At 61.0% G+C, this 19,204-nt stretch carries 12 protein-coding genes and 1 pseudogene; 9 read left to right on the top strand and 4 right to left on the bottom strand.

What is annotated here, in order from left to right; all coding sequences use genetic code 11:
* Position 1 precedes the first annotated feature (1 nt).
* Entirely contained in the window at positions 2–1,327 is a 1,326-nt protein-coding gene (locus PDM29_RS02840; RefSeq protein ID WP_311192391.1) for a sensor histidine kinase, read from the top strand.
* 91 nt (positions 1,328–1,418) lie between these two features.
* Here the strand turns inward: PDM29_RS02840 and coaE are convergent, their stop codons facing one another.
* From coaE to PDM29_RS02825, 3 genes are read right to left on the bottom strand one after another with little or no spacing between them, the layout of a single operon-like run.
* Entirely contained in the window at positions 1,419–2,036 is a 618-nt protein-coding gene (coaE, locus tag PDM29_RS02835; protein ID WP_311192390.1) for a dephospho-CoA kinase, read from the bottom strand.
* Between the two features lie 10 nt (positions 2,037–2,046).
* Positions 2,047–2,910: a prepilin peptidase gene (locus PDM29_RS02830; protein ID WP_311192389.1), complete on the bottom strand. Its 864-nt coding sequence runs from the start codon at positions 2,908–2,910 to the stop codon at positions 2,047–2,049.
* A gap of 9 nt (positions 2,911–2,919) precedes the next feature.
* Entirely contained in the window at positions 2,920–4,179 is a 1,260-nt protein-coding gene (locus PDM29_RS02825; protein ID WP_311192388.1) for a type II secretion system F family protein, read from the bottom strand.
* Positions 4,180–4,538: 359 nt separating this feature from the next.
* On the opposite strand from PDM29_RS02825, the gene PDM29_RS02820 reads away from it, so the two are divergent.
* The 3 genes from PDM29_RS02820 (at position 4,539) to PDM29_RS02810 (ending at position 7,270) form a co-directional block, all read left to right on the top strand.
* Entirely contained in the window at positions 4,539–4,958 is a 420-nt protein-coding gene (locus PDM29_RS02820) for a pilin (RefSeq protein ID WP_311192387.1), read from the top strand.
* 98 nt (positions 4,959–5,056) lie between these two features.
* Positions 5,057–6,784, top strand: coding sequence for a type IV-A pilus assembly ATPase PilB (gene pilB / locus PDM29_RS02815; RefSeq protein ID WP_311192386.1), 1,728 nt, complete (start codon positions 5,057–5,059; stop codon positions 6,782–6,784).
* Positions 6,785–6,856: 72 nt separating this feature from the next.
* Entirely contained in the window at positions 6,857–7,270 is a 414-nt protein-coding gene (locus tag PDM29_RS02810; protein ID WP_311192385.1) for a pilin, read from the top strand.
* Positions 7,271–7,309: 39 nt separating this feature from the next.
* Here the strand turns inward: PDM29_RS02810 and PDM29_RS02805 are convergent, their stop codons facing one another.
* Entirely contained in the window at positions 7,310–7,774 is a 465-nt protein-coding gene (locus PDM29_RS02805) for a hypothetical protein (RefSeq protein ID WP_311192384.1), read from the bottom strand.
* A gap of 754 nt (positions 7,775–8,528) precedes the next feature.
* On the opposite strand from PDM29_RS02805, the gene PDM29_RS02800 reads away from it, so the two are divergent.
* From PDM29_RS02800 to PDM29_RS02785, 5 genes and pseudogenes are all read left to right on the top strand, one after another.
* Positions 8,529–12,602: an RHS repeat-associated core domain-containing protein gene (locus tag PDM29_RS02800; RefSeq protein WP_311192383.1), complete on the top strand. Its 4,074-nt coding sequence runs from the start codon at positions 8,529–8,531 to the stop codon at positions 12,600–12,602.
* A complete protein-coding gene (locus tag PDM29_RS02795) occupies positions 12,599–13,078 on the top strand; it encodes a hypothetical protein (RefSeq protein ID WP_311192382.1) in 480 nt (159 codons plus the stop codon). Before PDM29_RS02800 ends, PDM29_RS02795 begins: the two co-directional genes overlap by 4 nt.
* Positions 13,079–13,237: 159 nt before the next feature.
* Positions 13,238–13,942, top strand: a pseudogene (locus PDM29_RS21015) (DUF6531 domain-containing protein); the annotation flags it as partial.
* Positions 13,943–14,002: 60 nt separating this feature from the next.
* A complete protein-coding gene (locus PDM29_RS02790; RefSeq protein ID WP_311192381.1) occupies positions 14,003–17,728 on the top strand; it encodes an RHS repeat-associated core domain-containing protein in 3,726 nt (1,241 codons plus the stop codon).
* Positions 17,719–18,378, top strand: coding sequence for a hypothetical protein (locus PDM29_RS02785; RefSeq protein ID WP_311192380.1), 660 nt, complete (start codon positions 17,719–17,721; stop codon positions 18,376–18,378). Before PDM29_RS02790 ends, PDM29_RS02785 begins: the two co-directional genes overlap by 10 nt.
* Positions 18,379–19,204: the final 826 nt, after the last annotated feature.

Genomic DNA, 19,204 nt, shown 5'->3' with positions numbered 1-19,204 from the left:
AATGCCGGCCACAGGGGGCCGTCGCCGCGCGCCATATCGGCGCCGGCTGCGCAGTCGCATCATCGTCTCGTTCGTGCTGTTGGGCTTCTGCCTGACCACGCTGTTTGCGTTCGCCACCAACTGGGCGCGGGCCCGGGTGGAGAACCAGTTGGTCGAGGATGTGATGAATCGGAACATCGACGAATATGCGCGTCGATTCCAGTTCGACCCCTCGCGCAGCCCCGACCTGCCGGTGCAGCAGATCCGCGCATTCGTGTACACGCCGGACAAGTTTGACCGGGTGCGCGAGGAGCGCCCCGAGTGGGCCGAGCTGCCCAACGGCAACCACAACGTGACGGGCCTCGAGGAGAACGGGAAGGCGTTCTCCTACAAGCTGGCCGTGCGCAAGACTCCCGAGGCGTGGTTCTTCCTCGCCTATGACATGACCGAGAGCATCCGCGTAGAGCAGCAGCTCAAGCGCGCGCTGTTCATTTCGGTACTGGTGTTCAGCGTGCTCTCCCTGGTGCTGGGCTGGTGGTCGGCGTCCAAGGTGATGAAGCCCGTCTCGGACCTGGCCGCACGCCTGCGCGCCTATCGCGGCGGCACCAGTGACCCCGAGCCGCTGGCTCCGCGCTTCCCCGACGACGAGGTCGGGCAGCTGGCGCAGGCGCTGGACGACTATTCCGCGCGCCTCACCGAGGTGGTGCAGCGCGACCGCGAGTTCAACGCCGACGTCAGCCATGAGCTGCGCACCCCGTTGGCGGTGATCCGCGGGGCGACTGAGCTGCTGCTCACCCGCCCGGATCTCGACCCCAAGGTGCTGCAGCGCCTGCAGCGCATCCAGCGTGCCGAACAGCAGTGCACCGACCTGATCGGCTCGCTACTGCTGCTGTCGCGCAACGAGCGCGGGCAGGGCAACAGCAACGTCTGGCGTGTCGCCGAGCAGCTGCTGGAAGCCCACCGTGCCCAGTTGGGCGGCAAGCCGCTGGAGCTGATGCTGGAAGGCGACCGCGAGCTGGTGGTGGACGCCCCCGAATCCGCGCTCTCGGTGGCGCTGGGCAACCTGATCGGCAACGCGGTGAAGTATTCGCAGGAAGGTTCGGTGCGGGTCAACGTGACCGGCGATCAGGTCGAAGTGACCGACAGCGGCCCCGGCCTCAGCGCCGAAGATGCCGCCAAGTTGTTCCAACGCGGTTACCGCGGCACCCATGCCGGCCATTCGCAGGGCGGCGGGATTGGCCTCTCCATCGTCAGCCGCCTGTGCGACCTGTACGGCTGGCAGGTGAGCGTGCGCCCCGGCGAAACGCGCGGCGTAGTCGCCACCCTGAAGTTCTCACCGGCGGCCTGATCGATCCGTCATTTGGTCGATCGGCCGTAGAGCCACGCCCTGCGTGGCTTCGCGGGCCCAAACGTAGTCGCGTAGTGACGCGCCATGCGCGTCAACGCGCAATCCCAGCCAACCCCCGATAAACCCCATCCAACCGCACCACCTCGGCCTCCAGCGCCTGAGGGTGCCCATCATTCACCACCACATCATCCGCCAGCGCAATCCTTGCTTCCCGGCTAGCCTGCGCCGCAATCATCCGATCCGCCAGCTCCGCCGTAACCCCATCGCGCAGCATCAGCCGCGCATGCTGCACCGCCACCGGCGCATCCACCACCAGAATGCGGTTCAACCACGGGTACTGCTCCCGCCCCCCAGCCTCGGTCAACAGCGGAATCGCCGCCACCGCATACGGCCCAGGCGCAGCCTCACAGATCTCACGCAGCATCTGCCGGATCGCCGGGTGGGTAATCGCCTCCAGCGCCTGCCGCTCCTGCGGCGAGGCAAAGATCCGCTCGCGCAGGGCAGGGCGGTCCAGCTGGCCATCCGCCAGCAACATACCCGCCCCGAAATGCGCAACGATGCGCCGCAGCCCCTCGCTACCGGGGACCACCACCGCGCGGGCCGCCACATCAGCGTCGGCCACGGTAACGCCCAGGGCCTCGAATCGCCGGCTGACCTCACTTTTGCCGGCGGCGACGCCGCCGGTCAACCCAATCACGAACCGGCTCATCGGCAGGTCCTCAGCGCAGGCCGGACATTCTCATATAGCCGTCAATCAACGGCTCGCCCCACATGAACACAATCCAGCCGGCAATCGCCAGGTAAGGTCCGAACGGAATCGGCGTGGCCTTGTCGCGGCCGCGGGCATACAGCCACACCGAGCCAACAATGGCCCCGACCACCGACGACAGCAGGATGATCGGCAGGATGCCCTTCAACCCGCACCAGGCCCCCAACGCCGCCAGCAGCTTGAAGTCGCCGTGGCCCATGCCTTCCTTGCCGGTAATCTGCTTGAACAGCCACCACACCGACCACAGCGACAGGTAGCCCACCAGGGCCCCCAGCAGGGCCGGTTTGGCCGGCATGTACAGGTTGTCCACGCTGGCGATCAGCCCCAGCCACATCAAGGGCAGGGTGAGCTGGTCGGGCAGCAGCTGGGTGCGCAGGTCAATGCCGGACAGGGCCACCAGGAAGCAGCTGAGCACAATTGCCCCGAAGCCCTGCCAGCCAAAGCCGAACTGCCACACGCTGGCCACCACCAACAGGCAGGTGACCAGCTCCACCAGCGGATACTGGATGGAGATGGGTGCATGGCAATGCCGGCACTTGCCGCGCAGGGCCAGCCAGCTGAACAGCGGAATGTTCTCGAACCAGCTCAGCTTGTGCTTGCAGTGCGGGCAGTGTGACGGTTCCACCACAATGCCCGGCGGTGGCGGCTCGTAGATGTCTTCCTCTTCCAGCACCTCGCGGGCGTCACGACGCCACTGCCAGTCCAGCCGCTTGGGCAGACGCAGGATGACAACGTTCAGGAAACTGCCAATCAGCAGTCCCAGTCCGGCCGCGGCGGGATAGCCGAGGCCGGGGTGCTGGTCAAGAAATGCCATTGTTACCTTTTAGCCGACGACGGCACCGAGTTTGAAGATGGGCAGGTACATGCCGATGACCATGCCACCGACAATGGTACCAATGAACACCATGATCATCGGTTCCAGCAGGCTGCTCAAGGCATCCACGGCGTTGTTCACTTCCTGCTCGTAGTACTCGGCCACCTTGAACAGCATGGTGTCCAGGGCACCGGCTTCTTCACCGATGGCGGTCATCTGCACCACCATGTGCGGGAACAGATTCACCTGCTTCATCGCCATGTTGACCGGGTAGCCCACCGAGACGTCGTCACGCATGCGCAGCACGGCTTCTTCGTAGACCTTGTTGCCTGTGGCACCAGCCACGATGCCCAGGGCTTCCACCAGCGGCACACCGGCCTTGAAGGTCACTGCCGTGGTACGGGCGAAGCGGGCGATGGAGCTGTTGTTCATGATGGCCCCGATCACCGGCACCTTCAGGATCAATCGATCCATCGTGTGCTGCAGCTTGGGCGATCGTTTGTAGGTGAAGATAAAGCCGAAGATCGCACCGCCGACGATCAGCCCCATCAGCCACCAGTACGACACCATGAACCTGGATAGGTTCACGATCATCTGGGTGAAGGCCGGCAGTTCCGCGCCGAAGCCCGCAAACACCTGTTCGAACTGCGGCACCACGAAGATCAGCAGGATGCAGCTCACCAGAATGGCGACCACGATCACCATCGCGGGGTAGAACATGGCCTTCTTGATCTTGCCCTTCAGGGCTTCCATGTTCTCTTTGTACGTGGCCACCGTGTCGAGCACGGTTTCCAGCACACCGGCACCTTCGCCGGCCCGCACAAGATTCCGATACAGCTCGTCGAACTGCACAGGGTGCTTGCTGATGGCCTCATAGAGGGACGAGCCGCCCTCTATGTCGGTGCGGATGCCATCCACCATCTTCTTCATGCGCGGGTTCTTATGCCCGCTGCCGATGATTTCCAGGGCGCTCACAATGGGCACGCCGGACTTCATCATGGTCGCCATCTGCCGACTGAAGAACGCAATATCCTTTGCATTCACAGGCTTACCGGCTGAGCCGAACAGTGGCTTCGGCTTCTGCTTCACCACCTGGGGATTGATCCCCTGGCGGCGAAGCTCCGCACGCAGCAGATTGGCATTCTTGGCCACCTGCTCCCCTTTCATCTTTACGCCCCGCTTGTCGGTCCCCTCCCAGACAAACGGTTGCATCTCCGAGGTGCTACGCGCCACGGGCTCTTTCTTGATTGCACTACGGCTAACGGACATACACAGGGCTCCCCAGCCGCGCCATCCCCAGGCGGGCTTCTCAGCCGAATGGTAGCCGGTTCCGGGTCGGAGTGGCATCCCCGCCGGGGTGCCAATCCGTGACCTGGGTCGTGGACCGGCGCCGTCACAAGGTGACGCAGGGCGTCACAATGCCGGTTCTGTCGCAAATTGCTGCGACGGGGGTTCCATTCCTGAAGATTGCTGCCATCATTGCGCCGGGGAAATGCTGGGGAGCATCGCCAAGCACTTGGCACGCAACCTGCTATCAACCACCCGCAGGAACTGGCCCTGCTCAACCGCACCAGCGGTCAGGCCTGATTCCGGTGTCCGTTTTTTACCTACCTCTAGGGGATGTACAAATGAAGAAGCAGCAGGGCTTTACCCTCATCGAACTGATGATCGTCGTCGCGATCATCGCCATCCTGGCCGCCATCGCACTGCCGGCTTACCAGGACTACACCGTCCGTTCGCGCGTTGCTGAAGGCATGGGTCTGGTCTCGGCTGCCAAGGTCAGCGTGGTTGAGAACGCTGCCAACGGCAATGATTTTGACAGCGGCTACACCCCGCCGGAAGCTACCGATAGCACCGAGTCTGTCATTATCGAAGGGGCCAGCGGCCAGATCACGCTGACCACCACCGCTCGCGCTGGCGGCGGTACCATCATCTTCGTTCCGACCCCGGCTCTGACCGTTGGCGAGCCGCCGGCTACGAACATCACCTGGGCTTGCACCACCGGTTCGCTGGAAGCCAAGTACCGCCCGGCTGAATGCCGCGGCTAATAGCTGGCGTTTTGTAGCTTAAGAAACCCCGCACATGCGGGGTTTTTTTTGCGGTAGGTTAGGCTATAGGTCTGAAGAACGTACCGGGGAATCCATCAATGAACGCCATCGTCACCGCCAATCTTGTCGGCATCACCGGGATCGCCCGCCGTCTCGTTCAAGATGGCGTGCTTGAGGAGGCCGCTGCGCGCGATGCGATGGCCAAAGCGGCGGCGGCAAAGCAGCCGCTGCCCCAGTACTTCGCCGAGAAGAAGCTGGTGACGGCGGCGCAGCTGGCTGCAGCCAATGCGCTGGAGTTCGGTATGCCCTTGCTGGACGTGGGTGTGTTCGACAGTGCGCAAAGCGCGATCAGCTTGGTCAGCGAGGAGCTGCTGCGTAAGCATCACGTGCTGCCGCTGTTCAAACGCGGCGGCAAGTTGTTTGTGGGTACCAGCGATCCGACCCATTCGCTTGATGAGATCAAGTTCCACACCAACTTGGTGGTTGAGCCGATTCTGGTTGACGAAGAGCAGATCAAGCGCACGCTGGAGCAGTGGCAGTCCAAGCACGACAACCTGGGTGGGGCGTTGGGTGGTGGTGACGATGAAATGGGGGACTTGGATGTCACCACGGGCGACGAGGATGGCGGTAGCACTGATACGGGTGTGGACGCCAAGGGTGACGACACTCCTGTCGTGAAGTTCGTCAATAAGGTGCTGGTCGATGCCATTCGTAAGGGGGCTTCGGACATCCACTTTGAGCCATACGAAGACGACTACCGCGTACGCTTCCGTATTGATGGCCTGCTCAAGAACGTGGCGAAGGCCCCGGTCAAGCTCAATCAGCGCATTGCCGCTCGTTTGAAGGTCATGTCCCAGCTGGATATTGCTGAAAAACGCGTGCCGCAGGATGGACGCATCAAGCTCAACCTGTCCAAGACCAAGCAGATCGACTTCCGCGTAAGCACGCTGCCCACGCTGTTTGGCGAAAAGATCGTGCTGCGTATTCTGGATGGTAGCGCGGCCAAGCTGGGCATCGACAAGCTTGGCTACGAGCCGGAGCAGCAGCGTCTGTTCCTGGAAGCCATCCATAAGCCCTACGGTATGGTGCTGGTCACCGGTCCCACCGGTTCGGGTAAGACGGTGTCGCTGTACACCGCGCTGGGCATCCTCAACGACGAAACCCGCAACATCTCCACTGCCGAAGATCCGGTGGAAATCCGTCTGCCCGGCGTGAACCAGGTGCAGCAGAACAACAAGCGCGGCATGACCTTCGCCGCCGCGCTGCGCTCGTTCTTGCGTCAGGATCCGGACATCATCATGGTCGGCGAAATCCGAGATCTGGAAACGGCTGAAATTGCAGTCAAGGCGGCGCAGACCGGTCACATGGTGCTGTCCACCCTGCATACCAATGACGCGCCGCAGACCATCGCCCGACTGATGAACATGGGCATCGCGCCGTTCAACATCACCAGCTCGGTCACCTTGGTCATCGCCCAGCGTCTGGCCCGCCGCTTGTGCGGCAACTGCAAGCGGCCGGCAAACCTGCCGGACCATGCATTGCTCGCCGAGGGCTTTACCCAGGCTCAGCTCGATGCCGGTATTACCCTGTACGAACCCGTGGGTTGCGAGGAGTGCACCGAGGGCTATAAGGGTCGTACGGGTATCTACCAGGTGATGCCGATGAGCGAGGAGATCTCGGTGATCGTGCTGGCCGGTGGTAACGCCATCCAGATTGCCGAGGCGGCGCAGAAGGCGGGGATCAATGACCTGCGTCAGTCGGCCCTGGTCAAGGCTGCTGCGGGTACTACCAGCCTGGCCGAAATCAATCGTGTGACCAAAGACTGATCAACACCGCTTACTTGGCACGAAACCTGCTTAGCTGTTTTCTCATTACTGGGGATGACAGGCGGAACGGGCGTGAAAAGCATTAAGGGGTTCACCCTGATCGAATTGATGATCGTCGTGGCGATCATCGCCATCCTGGCCGCCATCGCGTTGCCGGCATATCAGGACTACACGGTCAGAGCAAGGGTCACCGAGGCGCTGTTCCTGGCCTCATCGGCCAAGGTGACAATCGGCGAGAACATCAACAACCGCAATGCGTTGGATGCGACAGCTTGTAGAGGTGTGGAGAACATGACCACGGCAACGCAAAATGTCGTGTCCATGGAATGCGCGGGCGATGGGGTCTTGACCATCATCACCACCGACAAGGCTGGTGCTGTGACGCTGCTGCTTCGCCCCAGCTACGTGCCCAACGATGCCATTCGCTGGCAATGCGTAAGAACTGCAGGCGAGAACAGCCACGTACCGGCCCAATGCCGTACTTGATAGGGTGCCAGGCCGTCGGCTTGGCACCCGACCCCTGCACTATTTGATGCTGAAAAGGTACATGTTCACCGCGCCGACGCCGGTCGACTCATCCGCGTAGATGATGGTGAGGGGAATCGGGTCGCCGGCGTTGCAGGTCCATGGGGCGGGTGCTGTCTTCAAGACCGTGGCCACACCGCTCGCCGCCACTGACATGCATCCCTTCGGTCGATAGATCAGTTTGGACGATCCGGTGACGTCTTTTGCCTTGCCATTTGGGGTGATGAGCTTGACCTTCAACTGGAAAGATGAGCCCTGAGCGACCTTGGTCGGTTTGATGCCGGGCGCGGTGCCAGCGCCGAACTGCGACAGGTTTCCTGAGGCCATTGAAAGCTCCCACTCCCCGACCAGCTCACCTTGAGGCGTTGATACCTTCAGGCTCGAGGTGGGGCGGCCGTCGTCCTGGGCGGATGCTCCAGGCGCGACAGCGAGCAGCGTCAATATTGTTGCGGTCAGGCGTCGCATAACTCTCCTTGGGTGGATTGTCGATCCATTGATGGGGTGATCGGTCTCGTCCGGTATGCAATGTGGAGGGGGCGAGTGGACGGTGCACGAACAACGTTCGTATTTCAATGGCACCGGAGCCTTTTTGTGAGGCGGGTTGCATACCGGTAGATCGGCGCATGGCATCATTCGCGCGAGCGTGCTCCAGCATGCAACGGAATGCGGCACCGGGAACCGCCGCCTTAAAGGTTTAGGTATGCGATCTGCTGTGGCGGGTGTTGTTGGGCGGTGCTGGGTCAGAGTGATGCCGCGCCGCGTACCTCTTTCAGCGCTGCGCGCCATGGTCCTGCTATTGGGTATTTTGGCGACGACTTTGACTGCCTGGGCCCAAGCTCCCCAGGTTTGGACCGCAGAGCCCATTTCCGATAGAACCTTCCCCAGTGAGCCTGCGGCCTTAGCCGCCGTCAGGGCGCTGGGTGGGAAGTACATTCGTGCGGAAGTCGTGCAATCGGTGACGGTTTCGTCTACCGGTAATCGGGTGATTTATCGGTACGGCGCGCGGCCGCGCCCTCCGGAAACTGGTGAGTGGAGTTACTACGGCAACGGCGTGGATCCTGCACCCGTGTCCTCGGCTGAAGCGGCGGCTGCTAGTGCTCTTGCGAACTTTCAGCTGAAGTATCCCATGTGTGGCTTCCAGTCTATCGAGGTCGAGCGGGACTGGTACCTATCTAGCAGCGCTTTGGGAGTGCCAAAACAGTACGACCGGGTCCTGAGAATGAAGGCCACTGATACTAGTCAGTGCAGCCCGGTATGGACCGTTTATCACTGGAAGGTTCGCACCGTGGAGTGTCCTGCGTATATGGGGTGGAACGGAGCCGAATGCGCCGCTCAGGGTATTGCGAACATTTGGTCATCAACCATCCCTTGCGACCAATGCGACCTGCGTGGCAACCCCGTCAGCGTCGTAAGTGGCAGCAAGGTCCAGCGCGAAAACGACTTCTCACTTGGTTGGCTCGACTTCTATCGCACCCTGAACTCCTCATACCAAACGCAGGGGGGGATTGGTCGTTATTGGACGCACAATCTCAGCATGCGGTTGTACGGCGCAGGTACCGCCTACGCCGTGGTGGCCTACCCCAGTGGAAGCCTGATGAGCTTCTCTGGCGACGAGGCAGTGGACGGCTCAGGTGCCACTCTTCGCAGCGCCGGTGGGGGCGAATACGACCTCTACCTTGAAGACGGCCGCTATCGCTTCAACGTCAGCGGCCGCCTTTCCCGCATTGAGCGCTACGCCGGCGACACGTTGAGCATCGAGTTCGACGGCAAGCTGCGCATCTCCCGCGTTGTTCACTCCAGCGGCAGAATCGTCGAGTTTGGTTACGACGGCACCTCGGCCATCGGCGAATCCGAGCTGGCCTACATCAAGGACCTGGACGGTCCACTGGTCACCTATGCCTACGACGATGAGTTCAGGATACGGAGCGCCACCTATCGCGACGGTACATCGCGTCGCTACCTGTACGAACATCCCAAGTACCGCTTCGCTTTGACGGGCATTGAAGACGAAACCGGCAACCGTTACGCCACCTACGCCTACAACGCGGATGGCCTGGCCGTCTCTTCCGAACATGCAGGCTCAGCCCAGAAAGCCACCTTCAGCTATCTTGCTGACGGCAGCACTACATACATCAACGCGCTGGGCTCAGTCGAGAAGGTGACCTTCACCGCAGCACAGCCTTACCGCAAGATCGCCTCCATCACCACGGAGGCGGGCACCGAGTCGTGGACCTATGCACCTAGAACCGGGACCGGAAGTGACTTTCGCCGGCGCGTGCAGTCGCACACCAGCCGGTCCGGTAGCGTGGACACGTATACCTACCAGACCCTGGCAGACCCGGTGTACGGTACGGTTTCGATCAAGCGCAAAGCCGAAGCCAGCAACCGCCCGGAAACCCGTACCACCGAAGTCTGGAAGCAACGCGACATCAATCAGATGGTGAAGCAGGTCAGCCCGTCCCGCACGGTCACATGGCTGCGAAACCCCCGCGGCCAAATCACCCAGGAAACCACCCAAACCCCGGCCGGCGAAAGCCGCACCACCACACAAACCTACTGCGAAGCCGTAAACGCACAAGCAGGCTGCCCAGTCCTCGGTCTCCTACTGTCCACAGACGGCCCCATGCACGGTACGGACGACACCGTGCGCTATACCTATTACCCGGAGGACGCACCCGGCTGCGCCACCAGCGACGCCGCCTGTACCTACCGGAAGGGCGACCTCTGGAAGACGATCCAGCCACTCGGTCACGTGACCGAGGTACTGGCCTACGACGGCGCTGGCCGCCCGCACATGGTGATGGACGCCAACGGCGTGGTCACCGAGTACCAGTACACCCCGCGCGGCTGGATGGCCACGGCCACGGTGCGCGGCACCGACGATGCCTCCGGCACATACGACCGCGTCACCACCATGGAGTACCTGCCTACCGGTCAGCTTAGCAAGGCCACTGCTCCGGATGGCACTGTGGTCACCTACACCTACGATGCCGCCCAGCGCCTCACCGCCATCGGCGACGGTGCTGGCAACCGCATCGAGTACACGCTGGATGCGGCCGGCAACCGGGTGCAGGAGGAGTACAAGGGGGCAGGCGGTGAGGTGAAGCGCACGCTGTCGCGCGTGTACAACCGCCTGAGCCAGCTGGTGACCTCGGCCGATGGCCTCGCCAACCCCACCGACTTCACCTACGACGCCGAAGGCAACGTGAACTCGGTGGTCGATGCGCTTGGCCGCGTCTCCCGCCGCGAGCATGATGCCTTCGGCCGCCTGACCCGTCAGGTAGACGACGAAGGCGGCATCGCCGCCACCGTCGCGATGGCCTATGACAGCGACGACAACCAGACCCAGGTCATCGACCCCAAGCAGCTGCCCACCACCTACGCCTACAACGGCTTTGGTGACCTGCTGCAGCAGGTCAGCCCGGACACCGGCACCACCACCTTCACGGTGGACGCCGCCGGCAACCGCACCACCCGCACCGACGCGCGCGGCGTCACTGCCACCTACCAGTACGATGTGCTGGGCCGCGTTACCCACATCCGCTATCCGGATCCCACGCTGGACGTGGCCTACACCTACGACATTGCCCCGGCGGTGTGCGCGGCGAACGAGCAGTTCAGCCGGGGCAGGGTGGGCACGGTGATCCATGCCGGCGGCAGCACCCAGTACTGTCGTGATCGCTTCGGCCAGCTCACCCGCAAGGTGCAGACGGTCAATGGCGTAGCCACCACCGTGCGCTATGGCTACACCGCCGGCGGCCGTCTGGCCACGCTGACCTACCCGGACGGCACCGTGGCCGACTACCTGCGCGACAGCCTGGGCCGCATCAGCGAGGTGGGCGTCACCCGCTCGGGGCAGGCCCGGCAGGTGGTGGTGACCAATGTGACCTATGCGCCATTTGGCCCGGCAACGGGCTGGACCTATGGGAACGGGCGGACCCTGCAGCGGCCGGTGGATCAGGACTACCGGACCATTGCGGTGCACGACCCGGCACCGGGCGGGTTGTCGGTGGGGTATGGGTATGACGCGGTGGGTGGGATTACTGAGCTGACCAATGGGGATGGCACGGAGGTGCTGGCGCAGTACAGCTATGACGCGCTTGGGAGGCTTACGCAGACCAAGGATGGGGCTACTGGGACCCCTATTGAAACCTACGAATACGACGATACGGGTAATCGGACGGCGTTGACGACGAATGCTGGAACGGAGGTTTACACGTACGCGCCAGGCAGTCACCGCCTCACCGAAGTGGCTGGAAACCCTCGAAGCTACGACGCTGCAGGAAATACCTTGGAAGTGGGAACAAAAAGTCTCGAGTATGGTGACTCGAATCGCCTCGGTGTGGTCAAGATCGGAGGTGTGGTTGCGGAGGCCTACGGCTACAACGATCGCGGTGAGCGTGTGCGCAGAGTCTCCGAGGAGGGCGATGCGCAGTACTCCGTGTACGACGAAGCAGGGCAATGGCTGGGCAACTACAGCTCAACCGGTCGCGTTTGGCAGCAGGCGGTATGGTTGGATCAGTATCCGGTGGCGATCTTGCCTGCGCAGGACGGCCATCAGGCGCAACTGACGTTCATTCAAGTTGACCATCTTGGTACGCCGCGCGTTGCCATTGACTCAGCTAGAGATGTCTCGGTGTGGGCTTGGAGCAGCAAGGGTGAAGCGTTTGGCGATCAAGCTCCAAGCGCGGATACTGATGGAGACGGCGTTGAGTATCAACTGAATCTGCGATTCCCAGGGCAGCAGTACACCGCTGCAACCGAGCTGAACTACAACTATCTCCGCGATTACGACCCGGCGGTAGGGCGCTACATCCAGAGTGACCCAATTGGCTTGGCAGGCGGGCTGTCCACGTACCTCTACTCTGGTGCCTCCCCTGTTGAGTCAATAGACCCGCTCGGACTGAGAGATGTCGATCTGGGGAGCGGGTACAAGGGTAGAGTCGATCTGTACAATAAGAGCAACGGCGTTGGATTCGAAATCCATGTATATGATCGCCGAGGTAACGAGGTTGGCGTGTATGGACCGAACGGCTGGTTCAATAAGCACGGCAAGAAGGCTGCGGATGTACGTGTTCCCGCCGGGGTGGAGGCTCAATGCGAGGTCGTGGCAACGGATTACCGGCGGCGAATTGGTGACAGCTTGAGCCCTGCAATGAAGAGGTCAATGAAGATGAAGAAGCTACTTGGCTGGCTACCGTTCTGGGGGCCGGTTATCGACACCGCAACCACCCCAAGCGATCGGCGAGTCTGCGATCCAATGCCCAATTACCCGGGGTGCGAAAGCCTATGATCAAGTTTCAAAGACTGCGCGAGAATGAGTGGGGTGCATGGGAATTCGATGAGTATCTGGACTACATCGAGTCGGTATCTCACTTGATGCCAGAGCATCTTGGACAATTCGCGGGCTCATACAGTAGCTATGAGCTGACGAGTTCAAATACCTTGCATGATTCGAGAATGGTGACACTCTCGCTATCCAAAGAGGTGGGCGATGACGGTGTGACAAGTGTGGCGCGTATGGATGTCGTCCTGCTCCACCAGTCTCACGAGAAGCACGTGTTGCTGAGCTACAGCGGCATCATTGGATATTCAGCCTTCGAGACGGAAATTCTTGATCGGGTGCGGGGTGTAGATGTGCTTCTTCATGAATTCTCCCTGCTTGAGGGGCGAGGCTACCGACACGCTGTCCTGTTCGAAAATGGAGGAGGGTATGTGGTCGATTTCCTCCATTTCGAAGTGAAGTATCGTGAGCTTCAGGCCGGTTGAGAGTGTCGATTGAGACAGGGTGGGCGGCCGGGCCCAGCCTGATGTTCTGTGAGGGTGGTTCCATATCTATGGCTCCGCCCGTGGCATCATTCGCGCGAGCGAGCGCCAGCGCGCAACGGAACGCGGCACCGGGAACCGCCGCCTTAAAGGGATTTGGGTATGCGATTTGTAGCGGCGGACGGCGTCGGGCACTGTTTGGCCAACAGGAAATCACGTACTTCATTGATGTCCGAATGGGCGATCCGGCGGCTCACCACTGCCTTCGCTTCGATGGCGCTACTGTGCGTCTCCATGGCGGGTGCCATGGCGAGCTGCATAGAGGACGTTGTCCCAAACTCCCCAGGAAGTACTACTCACTTCGTACACAAGGGCTACTGCTCCACGAAGGAGGAAGCTCTGGCGCAGTGCGTAGCTCTGGCCACCGCCCATGGTTATCCGGCCACATACTGCAACATTGGTGGGTCAGCCAACCCGAATGCCCAGGGCGCTGCGGGTGGAGGATGGTTCCAGGAGCAGAAGGATGGGGCGGTCTTGCCATTTCATCTTTCAGTCGTTGATTTCGGTGGTGCGGAATCGCTTCCCCCAAGGCTCGGAATGGGTGCGCCTACATGCGGAGAACATTGTGTCGGCGATCCCATAAATACTCTGAGTGGCAATAAGTTCGAAACGACACGGGTGGTCGAGGGTGCCGCGAACGGGCTTCTGAATCTTGAGCTTACCTACAATTCACTGCAGGATTCTGCCTATGTCGGTGAGCCTGCCGGAGTTTTTGGTAAGAACAGATCCTTTAGCTTTGGGAGTGCCATTGTTGTGCCATCGGCGTGGCTTGGAGAGGCTGTATACGTCACCAGGCCGGACGGTAAAGCGCTAAAGTTCAGCAAGGTCGGAGGCGTATGGGTTGCTGATCCTGGAAGAAGGGATAGGTTGAATCGTACCGATGAAGGTTGGGAGCTAACTCTTCCCGATGGCGCGACCGAAAAGTACCGGGCTGATGGCAGGCTGACCGGCAGGGCGGACGGTGCGGGAAGGTCGGTACTCCTTTCGTATTCACCATCTGGCATTCTCGAATCAGTAGTTGACGATCAGGGGCGGCGACTTTCCTTCGCCTACAACCAGGCAAAGCTGGTTGAAAAGGTTGTGATCTCCACAGGAAGTGAGACCAAGTTTGAATACTCGGGTGGGCTCCTCAGTGCGGTAATTCACGCAGATGGAAATCGGATCGTCTACAAGTACAAAGAATCCGGATACGCCAATCAGAATGCAGGAGCTGGCGCGCTAACGGGCGTCATAGATGAGCTCGGTAACCGCTTTTCCTCTACTTGGTACGACGCTAAGGGAAAGGCTTACAAGACAGACCTCGCGAACGGCGTCTCGGCGTTTGAGGTTTCCTACACCCGCGAGAACGACAAGCTGGTTTCAACTACGGTCTTCCCGAGTGGGGCTAGTCGTCGCGCCGTAGCTCGCATTAGCGGTGGTGCATTGGAATCCTCGTCATTTGTTGACACGTGTGATGGCTGCCTTCCTAAGTCGTCAACCTATGCACTCATGCAGGGATTTCTTTCTTCCAAGTCTGTTTCTGGGGTCGTGACCGAGTTCGAAAGGGAGCTGGTTGATGGTCCTGTTGACGGTATTGCCCTAGGGGCTGTCTGGATAGATCGCAAGACCGAAGCGAGCAACCGCCCTGAAGCTCGCACCACCGAAGTCTGGCGACGCCGCGACACCAACCAGATCGTGAAGCGCGTCAGCAGTGCCCGTACGCAGACCTGGCTGTACAACGCCCGCGGCCAAGTCACCCAGGAAACCACCCAAACCCCGGCCGGCGAAACCCGCACCACCACCTACACCTACTGCGAAGCCGTAGACGCCCAAGTCGGTTGCCCGGTCCTCGGCCTCCTGCTGTCCACAGACGGCCCCATGCCCGGCACAGACGACACCGTGCGTTACACCTATTACCCGGAAGACGCCCCCGGCTGCGCCACCAGCGACGCCGCCTGCACCCACCGCAAGGGCGACCTCTGGAAGACCATCCAGCCTCTGGGTCAGGTGACTGAGGTGCTGGCCTATGACGGCGCGGGCCGTCCGCACATGGTGATGGACGCCAACGGCGTGGTCACCGAGTATCAGTACACGCCACGCGGCTGGATGGCCTCGGCCACGGTGCGCGGCGACGACGATGCCAGTGGCACCGAGGACCGCATCACCACCATGGAGTACCTGCCCACCGGTCAGCTCAGCAAGGTCACCGCACCGGATGGCACCGTGGTGACCTACACCTACGATGCCGCCCATCGCCTCACCGCCATCGGCGATGGCGCAGGTAACCGCATCGAGTACACGCTGGATGCGGCCGGTAACCGTGTGCAGGAGGAGTACAAGGGAGCCAGTGGTGAGGTGAAGCGCACGCTGTCGCGCGTGTACAACCGCCTGAGCCAGCTGGTGACTTCGGCGGATGGCCTCGCCAATCCCACCGACTTCACCTACGACGCCGAGGGCAACGTGAACTCGGTGATCGACGCGCTCGGCCACGTCTCCCGCCGCGAGCATGATGCGTTCGGTCGCCTGACCCGTCAGGTGGACGACGAAGGCGGCATCGCCGCCACCGTCGCGATGGCCTATGACAGCGACGACAACCAGACCCAGGTCATCGACCCCAAGCAGCTGCCCACCACGTACGCCTACAACGGCTTCGGTGATCTGCTGCAGCAGGTGAGCCCGGACACCGGCGCCACCACCTTCACGGTGGACGCCGCCGGCAACCGCACCACCCGCACTGACGCGCGTGGAGTCACGGCCACCTACCAATACGACGTGCTGGGCCGTGTCACGCACATCAGCTATCCGGATCCCACGCTGGACGTGGCCTACACCTACGACATCGCCCCGGCGGTGTGCGCGGCGAACGAGCAGTTCAGCCGGGGCAGGGTGGGCACGGTGATCCATGCCGGCGGCAGCACCCAGTACTGCCATGACCGATTCGGCCAGCTCACCCGCAAGGTGCAGACGGTCAATGGCGTAGCCACCACCGTGCGCTATGGCTACACCGCCGGTGGCCGGCTGGCGACGCTGACCTACCCGGACGGCACCGTGGCCGACTACCTGCGCGACAGCCTGGGCCGCATCAGCGAGGTAGGTGTCGCTCGCCCGGGGCAGGCCCGGCAGGTGGTGGTGACCAATGTGACCTATGCGCCGTTTGGCCCAGCGACAGGCTGGACGTATGGGAATGGGCGGACCCTGCAGCGGCCGGTGGATCAGGACTACCGGACCATTGCGGTGCACGGCCCGGCACCGGGCGGGTTGTCGGTGGGGTATGGGTATGACGCGGTGGGTGGGATTACTGAGCTGACCAATGGCGATGGCACGGAAGTGCTGGCGCAGTACAGCTATGACGCGCTGGGGCGGCTTACGCAGACGAAGGATGGAGCTACTGGGACGCCGATTGAGACGTATAGCTACGATGCGACAGGAAACCGTACCGAGCTGATCACGAATGCTGGCACCCAAGTGTATAGCTACCCAGCCAATAGTCATCGCCTCGCGGACCTGAATGGTGAGGCAAGAGACTACGATGAGGCCGGCAATGTGCTGAGCATCGCTGGTCGCAATCTAGAGTATGGCGACTCCGGTCGAATGAGCTCCGCGAAGCAGGGTGGGGTCGCGCTTGAAAGCTATTTTTACAATCACAAGGGCGAGCGGGTTGAGCGAACGCAGGCTGCGAACGAAGCCATTTACACGGTGTATGACGAAGCCGGTCATTGGCTTGGCGACTACAACTCAGTCGCTCACTCGAGTCAGCAGGCGATCTGGCTGGATGACTTCCCTGTTGGACTGATCGGCGACGTCTCGGAGGCAGTACCAGCGCTGGTCCATATCCAGCCGGATCATCTGGCAACCCCGCGGGCGGTGATTGATCCGGCTCGAGACGTCACAATCTGGGAGTGGAATAGCAAGGGCGAGGCGTTCGGGGGGCAGCAACCTAGCAACGACCCAGACAGGGACGGAACTGAGTACCAACTGTGGCTAAGGCTCCCAGGCCAACAAGCGTCGGACGCAACCGGTCTGTTCTACAACTATCAGCGTGAGTATGAGGGGGCGACTGGTCGCTACACTCAAAGCGATCCAATCGGGCTCGACGGCGGCTGGAGCACTTACTCCTACGTTGGGGCATCACCAATCAATTTCTCTGATCCATACGGGTTGGTGAAGAAACAAGAGTGCATTGCGCTTGCTGAAATTGCCGGCGCGTACTGCGGTACTGTAGGAGGAGCCTATCTTGGCGGGTCTGCAGGTGCCCTTGGCGGCGGCGCTGCATGTAGCCCAACGGGCCCGGGGGCATTGGCTTGTGCTGGTGCTGGCGGTCTATCGGGAGCCGCTGCTGGTGGAGTGCTGGGTGGACTAGTCGGGCAGAAGGCGGGAAGGATGGCCGGAGAGGCCATGTGCCCCGATGACGATGATCCGTGTGACAAAAAACTGGATAGCGCGACGCTGAAAAGGGCAGGGATAGACGGCCATGGAACCAAGCACGATTGGCTGGGTACAAATAAGAACATTTCAAAGTACGACCTCTGTGGCTGTAAGGACGGTAGGGTAGTGGTCAAGCCACGAGGCTGCAGAGGTCCAATTGTTGTGGAGACCACCTACAGATGGAAGTAGACGTTCCTGAGATTTCTGCCGGCATCATTGGGCTACACCCCGATACCGGTCAGGAAGCCGTGTTGGCAGATTCCTCTAGCGATGAAAACACCCTGGAGAACCTCGAAGCTTCGATCAGGCGCGTTGCCGAGAGCGTGAAGAGTGATCTCGGCGACGTAGCGGAAGCATGGCATCCCCGTCTCGCGGTGAGGGTATGGAGCCGTGAGGGGCTAAGGCCTTGTCTTAATCTATCAGCAGATACGATCAGACTGATTGCCTCCATATCGGCATGTTTGGACTTTGCCCCGAACCAGAGAAATGAGTACGAAGATGGAGCGCATGGGCAAGACGAGCCCGTCTTGGGCAATGAGAGCCAATCTCCAGAGCTGGTAGTACTTTTCATCGGAGACTCTCCAGAAACTGGATCCGAGTCGGTAATTGCAAAGGTAGTCTGCCAGCACTACAGCCTTGAAAGCTTGCAGGCGTGCATTTCGGAGTCGGTCGCACTCGCGCAGATCGAGTTGGGAGTGGAGGCTTCACTCTGGAATCCTCAGGTTGGAGTTCGCCTCTCCAGTGATCGGGCCATTTCTCCGGCATTGTGCATATCTGCGGGTCTTGTTCAGCAGATCGCCTCATGTGGGGCATCCCTCGATTTCGATCCATATGTGTGACTGAGCATGCTCAAGCATTGCCGATCAAAGGCCGGAGATGCATGGAAATTCGGGGCGGGAGTGCCGTTGGGGGCGCATTACTCTGTTAGGAGTTCAGAGAGGGTGCGTAACATGCAAAGAATGTGTTTTGGCTGCGATAAGGCGTTCAAGTGAAAGTAGCAGCAATACTCCGTACTCTAGTGGCGTGTCTGTCATTGACCTTTTGCTCTTTCACTTCAGCGGCAGATGACCGGCCTGCGTGCGTTGAGCGAAGCTCGGACGGACCGTGGTATGCCGTAGGCGCTGAGACCCCGCGCGAGGCTGAACTGACTTCTGCATTCAAGGCTGGCGGCGAGACGCGTTTGCGAGCTTTGCTTGGCCCACCCTTCAGATCTTCAGGATCCGAATTGATCTGGATATATGAGAGGCGGCGAGAGTACTCTTACAGGTCCTGCGACCCTCCAAAAGTCAAGACGGAGTACGATCAGTTGCTCAGCATTCTCAGGTTGCAGAAGCGCGGCCAGAGGCCAGTATGCATGGTGGAGATGCGAGAATTTATGGGGGCAACAACCGTATCAAGGGAGGAGGCGCTTGATCTGCCGCCTCCCCCGTTGTCAGATCGACCCAGGGAGTGTGGTACGTAAGGTCGGACTGATCAGTACGAGGCAGGCAATGACGTCGGTGGTTTCCCGAAATACTGGCAGCACGGCACACGCTATTTCAACAGCCCAGAGCGCACGTGCGAGAATTCAAAGTGAGTCGATTAAAAGCTTGGCTGCCAGTTAACGCTGTCTTGCTCATCGCGACTGCAATCGCCGGTTGGATGGAGGAGCAGGTTCCTGGCCAG

The sequence above is a fragment of the Stenotrophomonas oahuensis genome (genome assembly GCF_031834595.1).
GTDB lineage: Bacteria > Pseudomonadota > Gammaproteobacteria > Xanthomonadales > Xanthomonadaceae > Stenotrophomonas > Stenotrophomonas oahuensis.
Note: the sequence above shows the minus strand (reverse complement) of the source record. Positions and strands in the feature narration are given on the sequence as shown.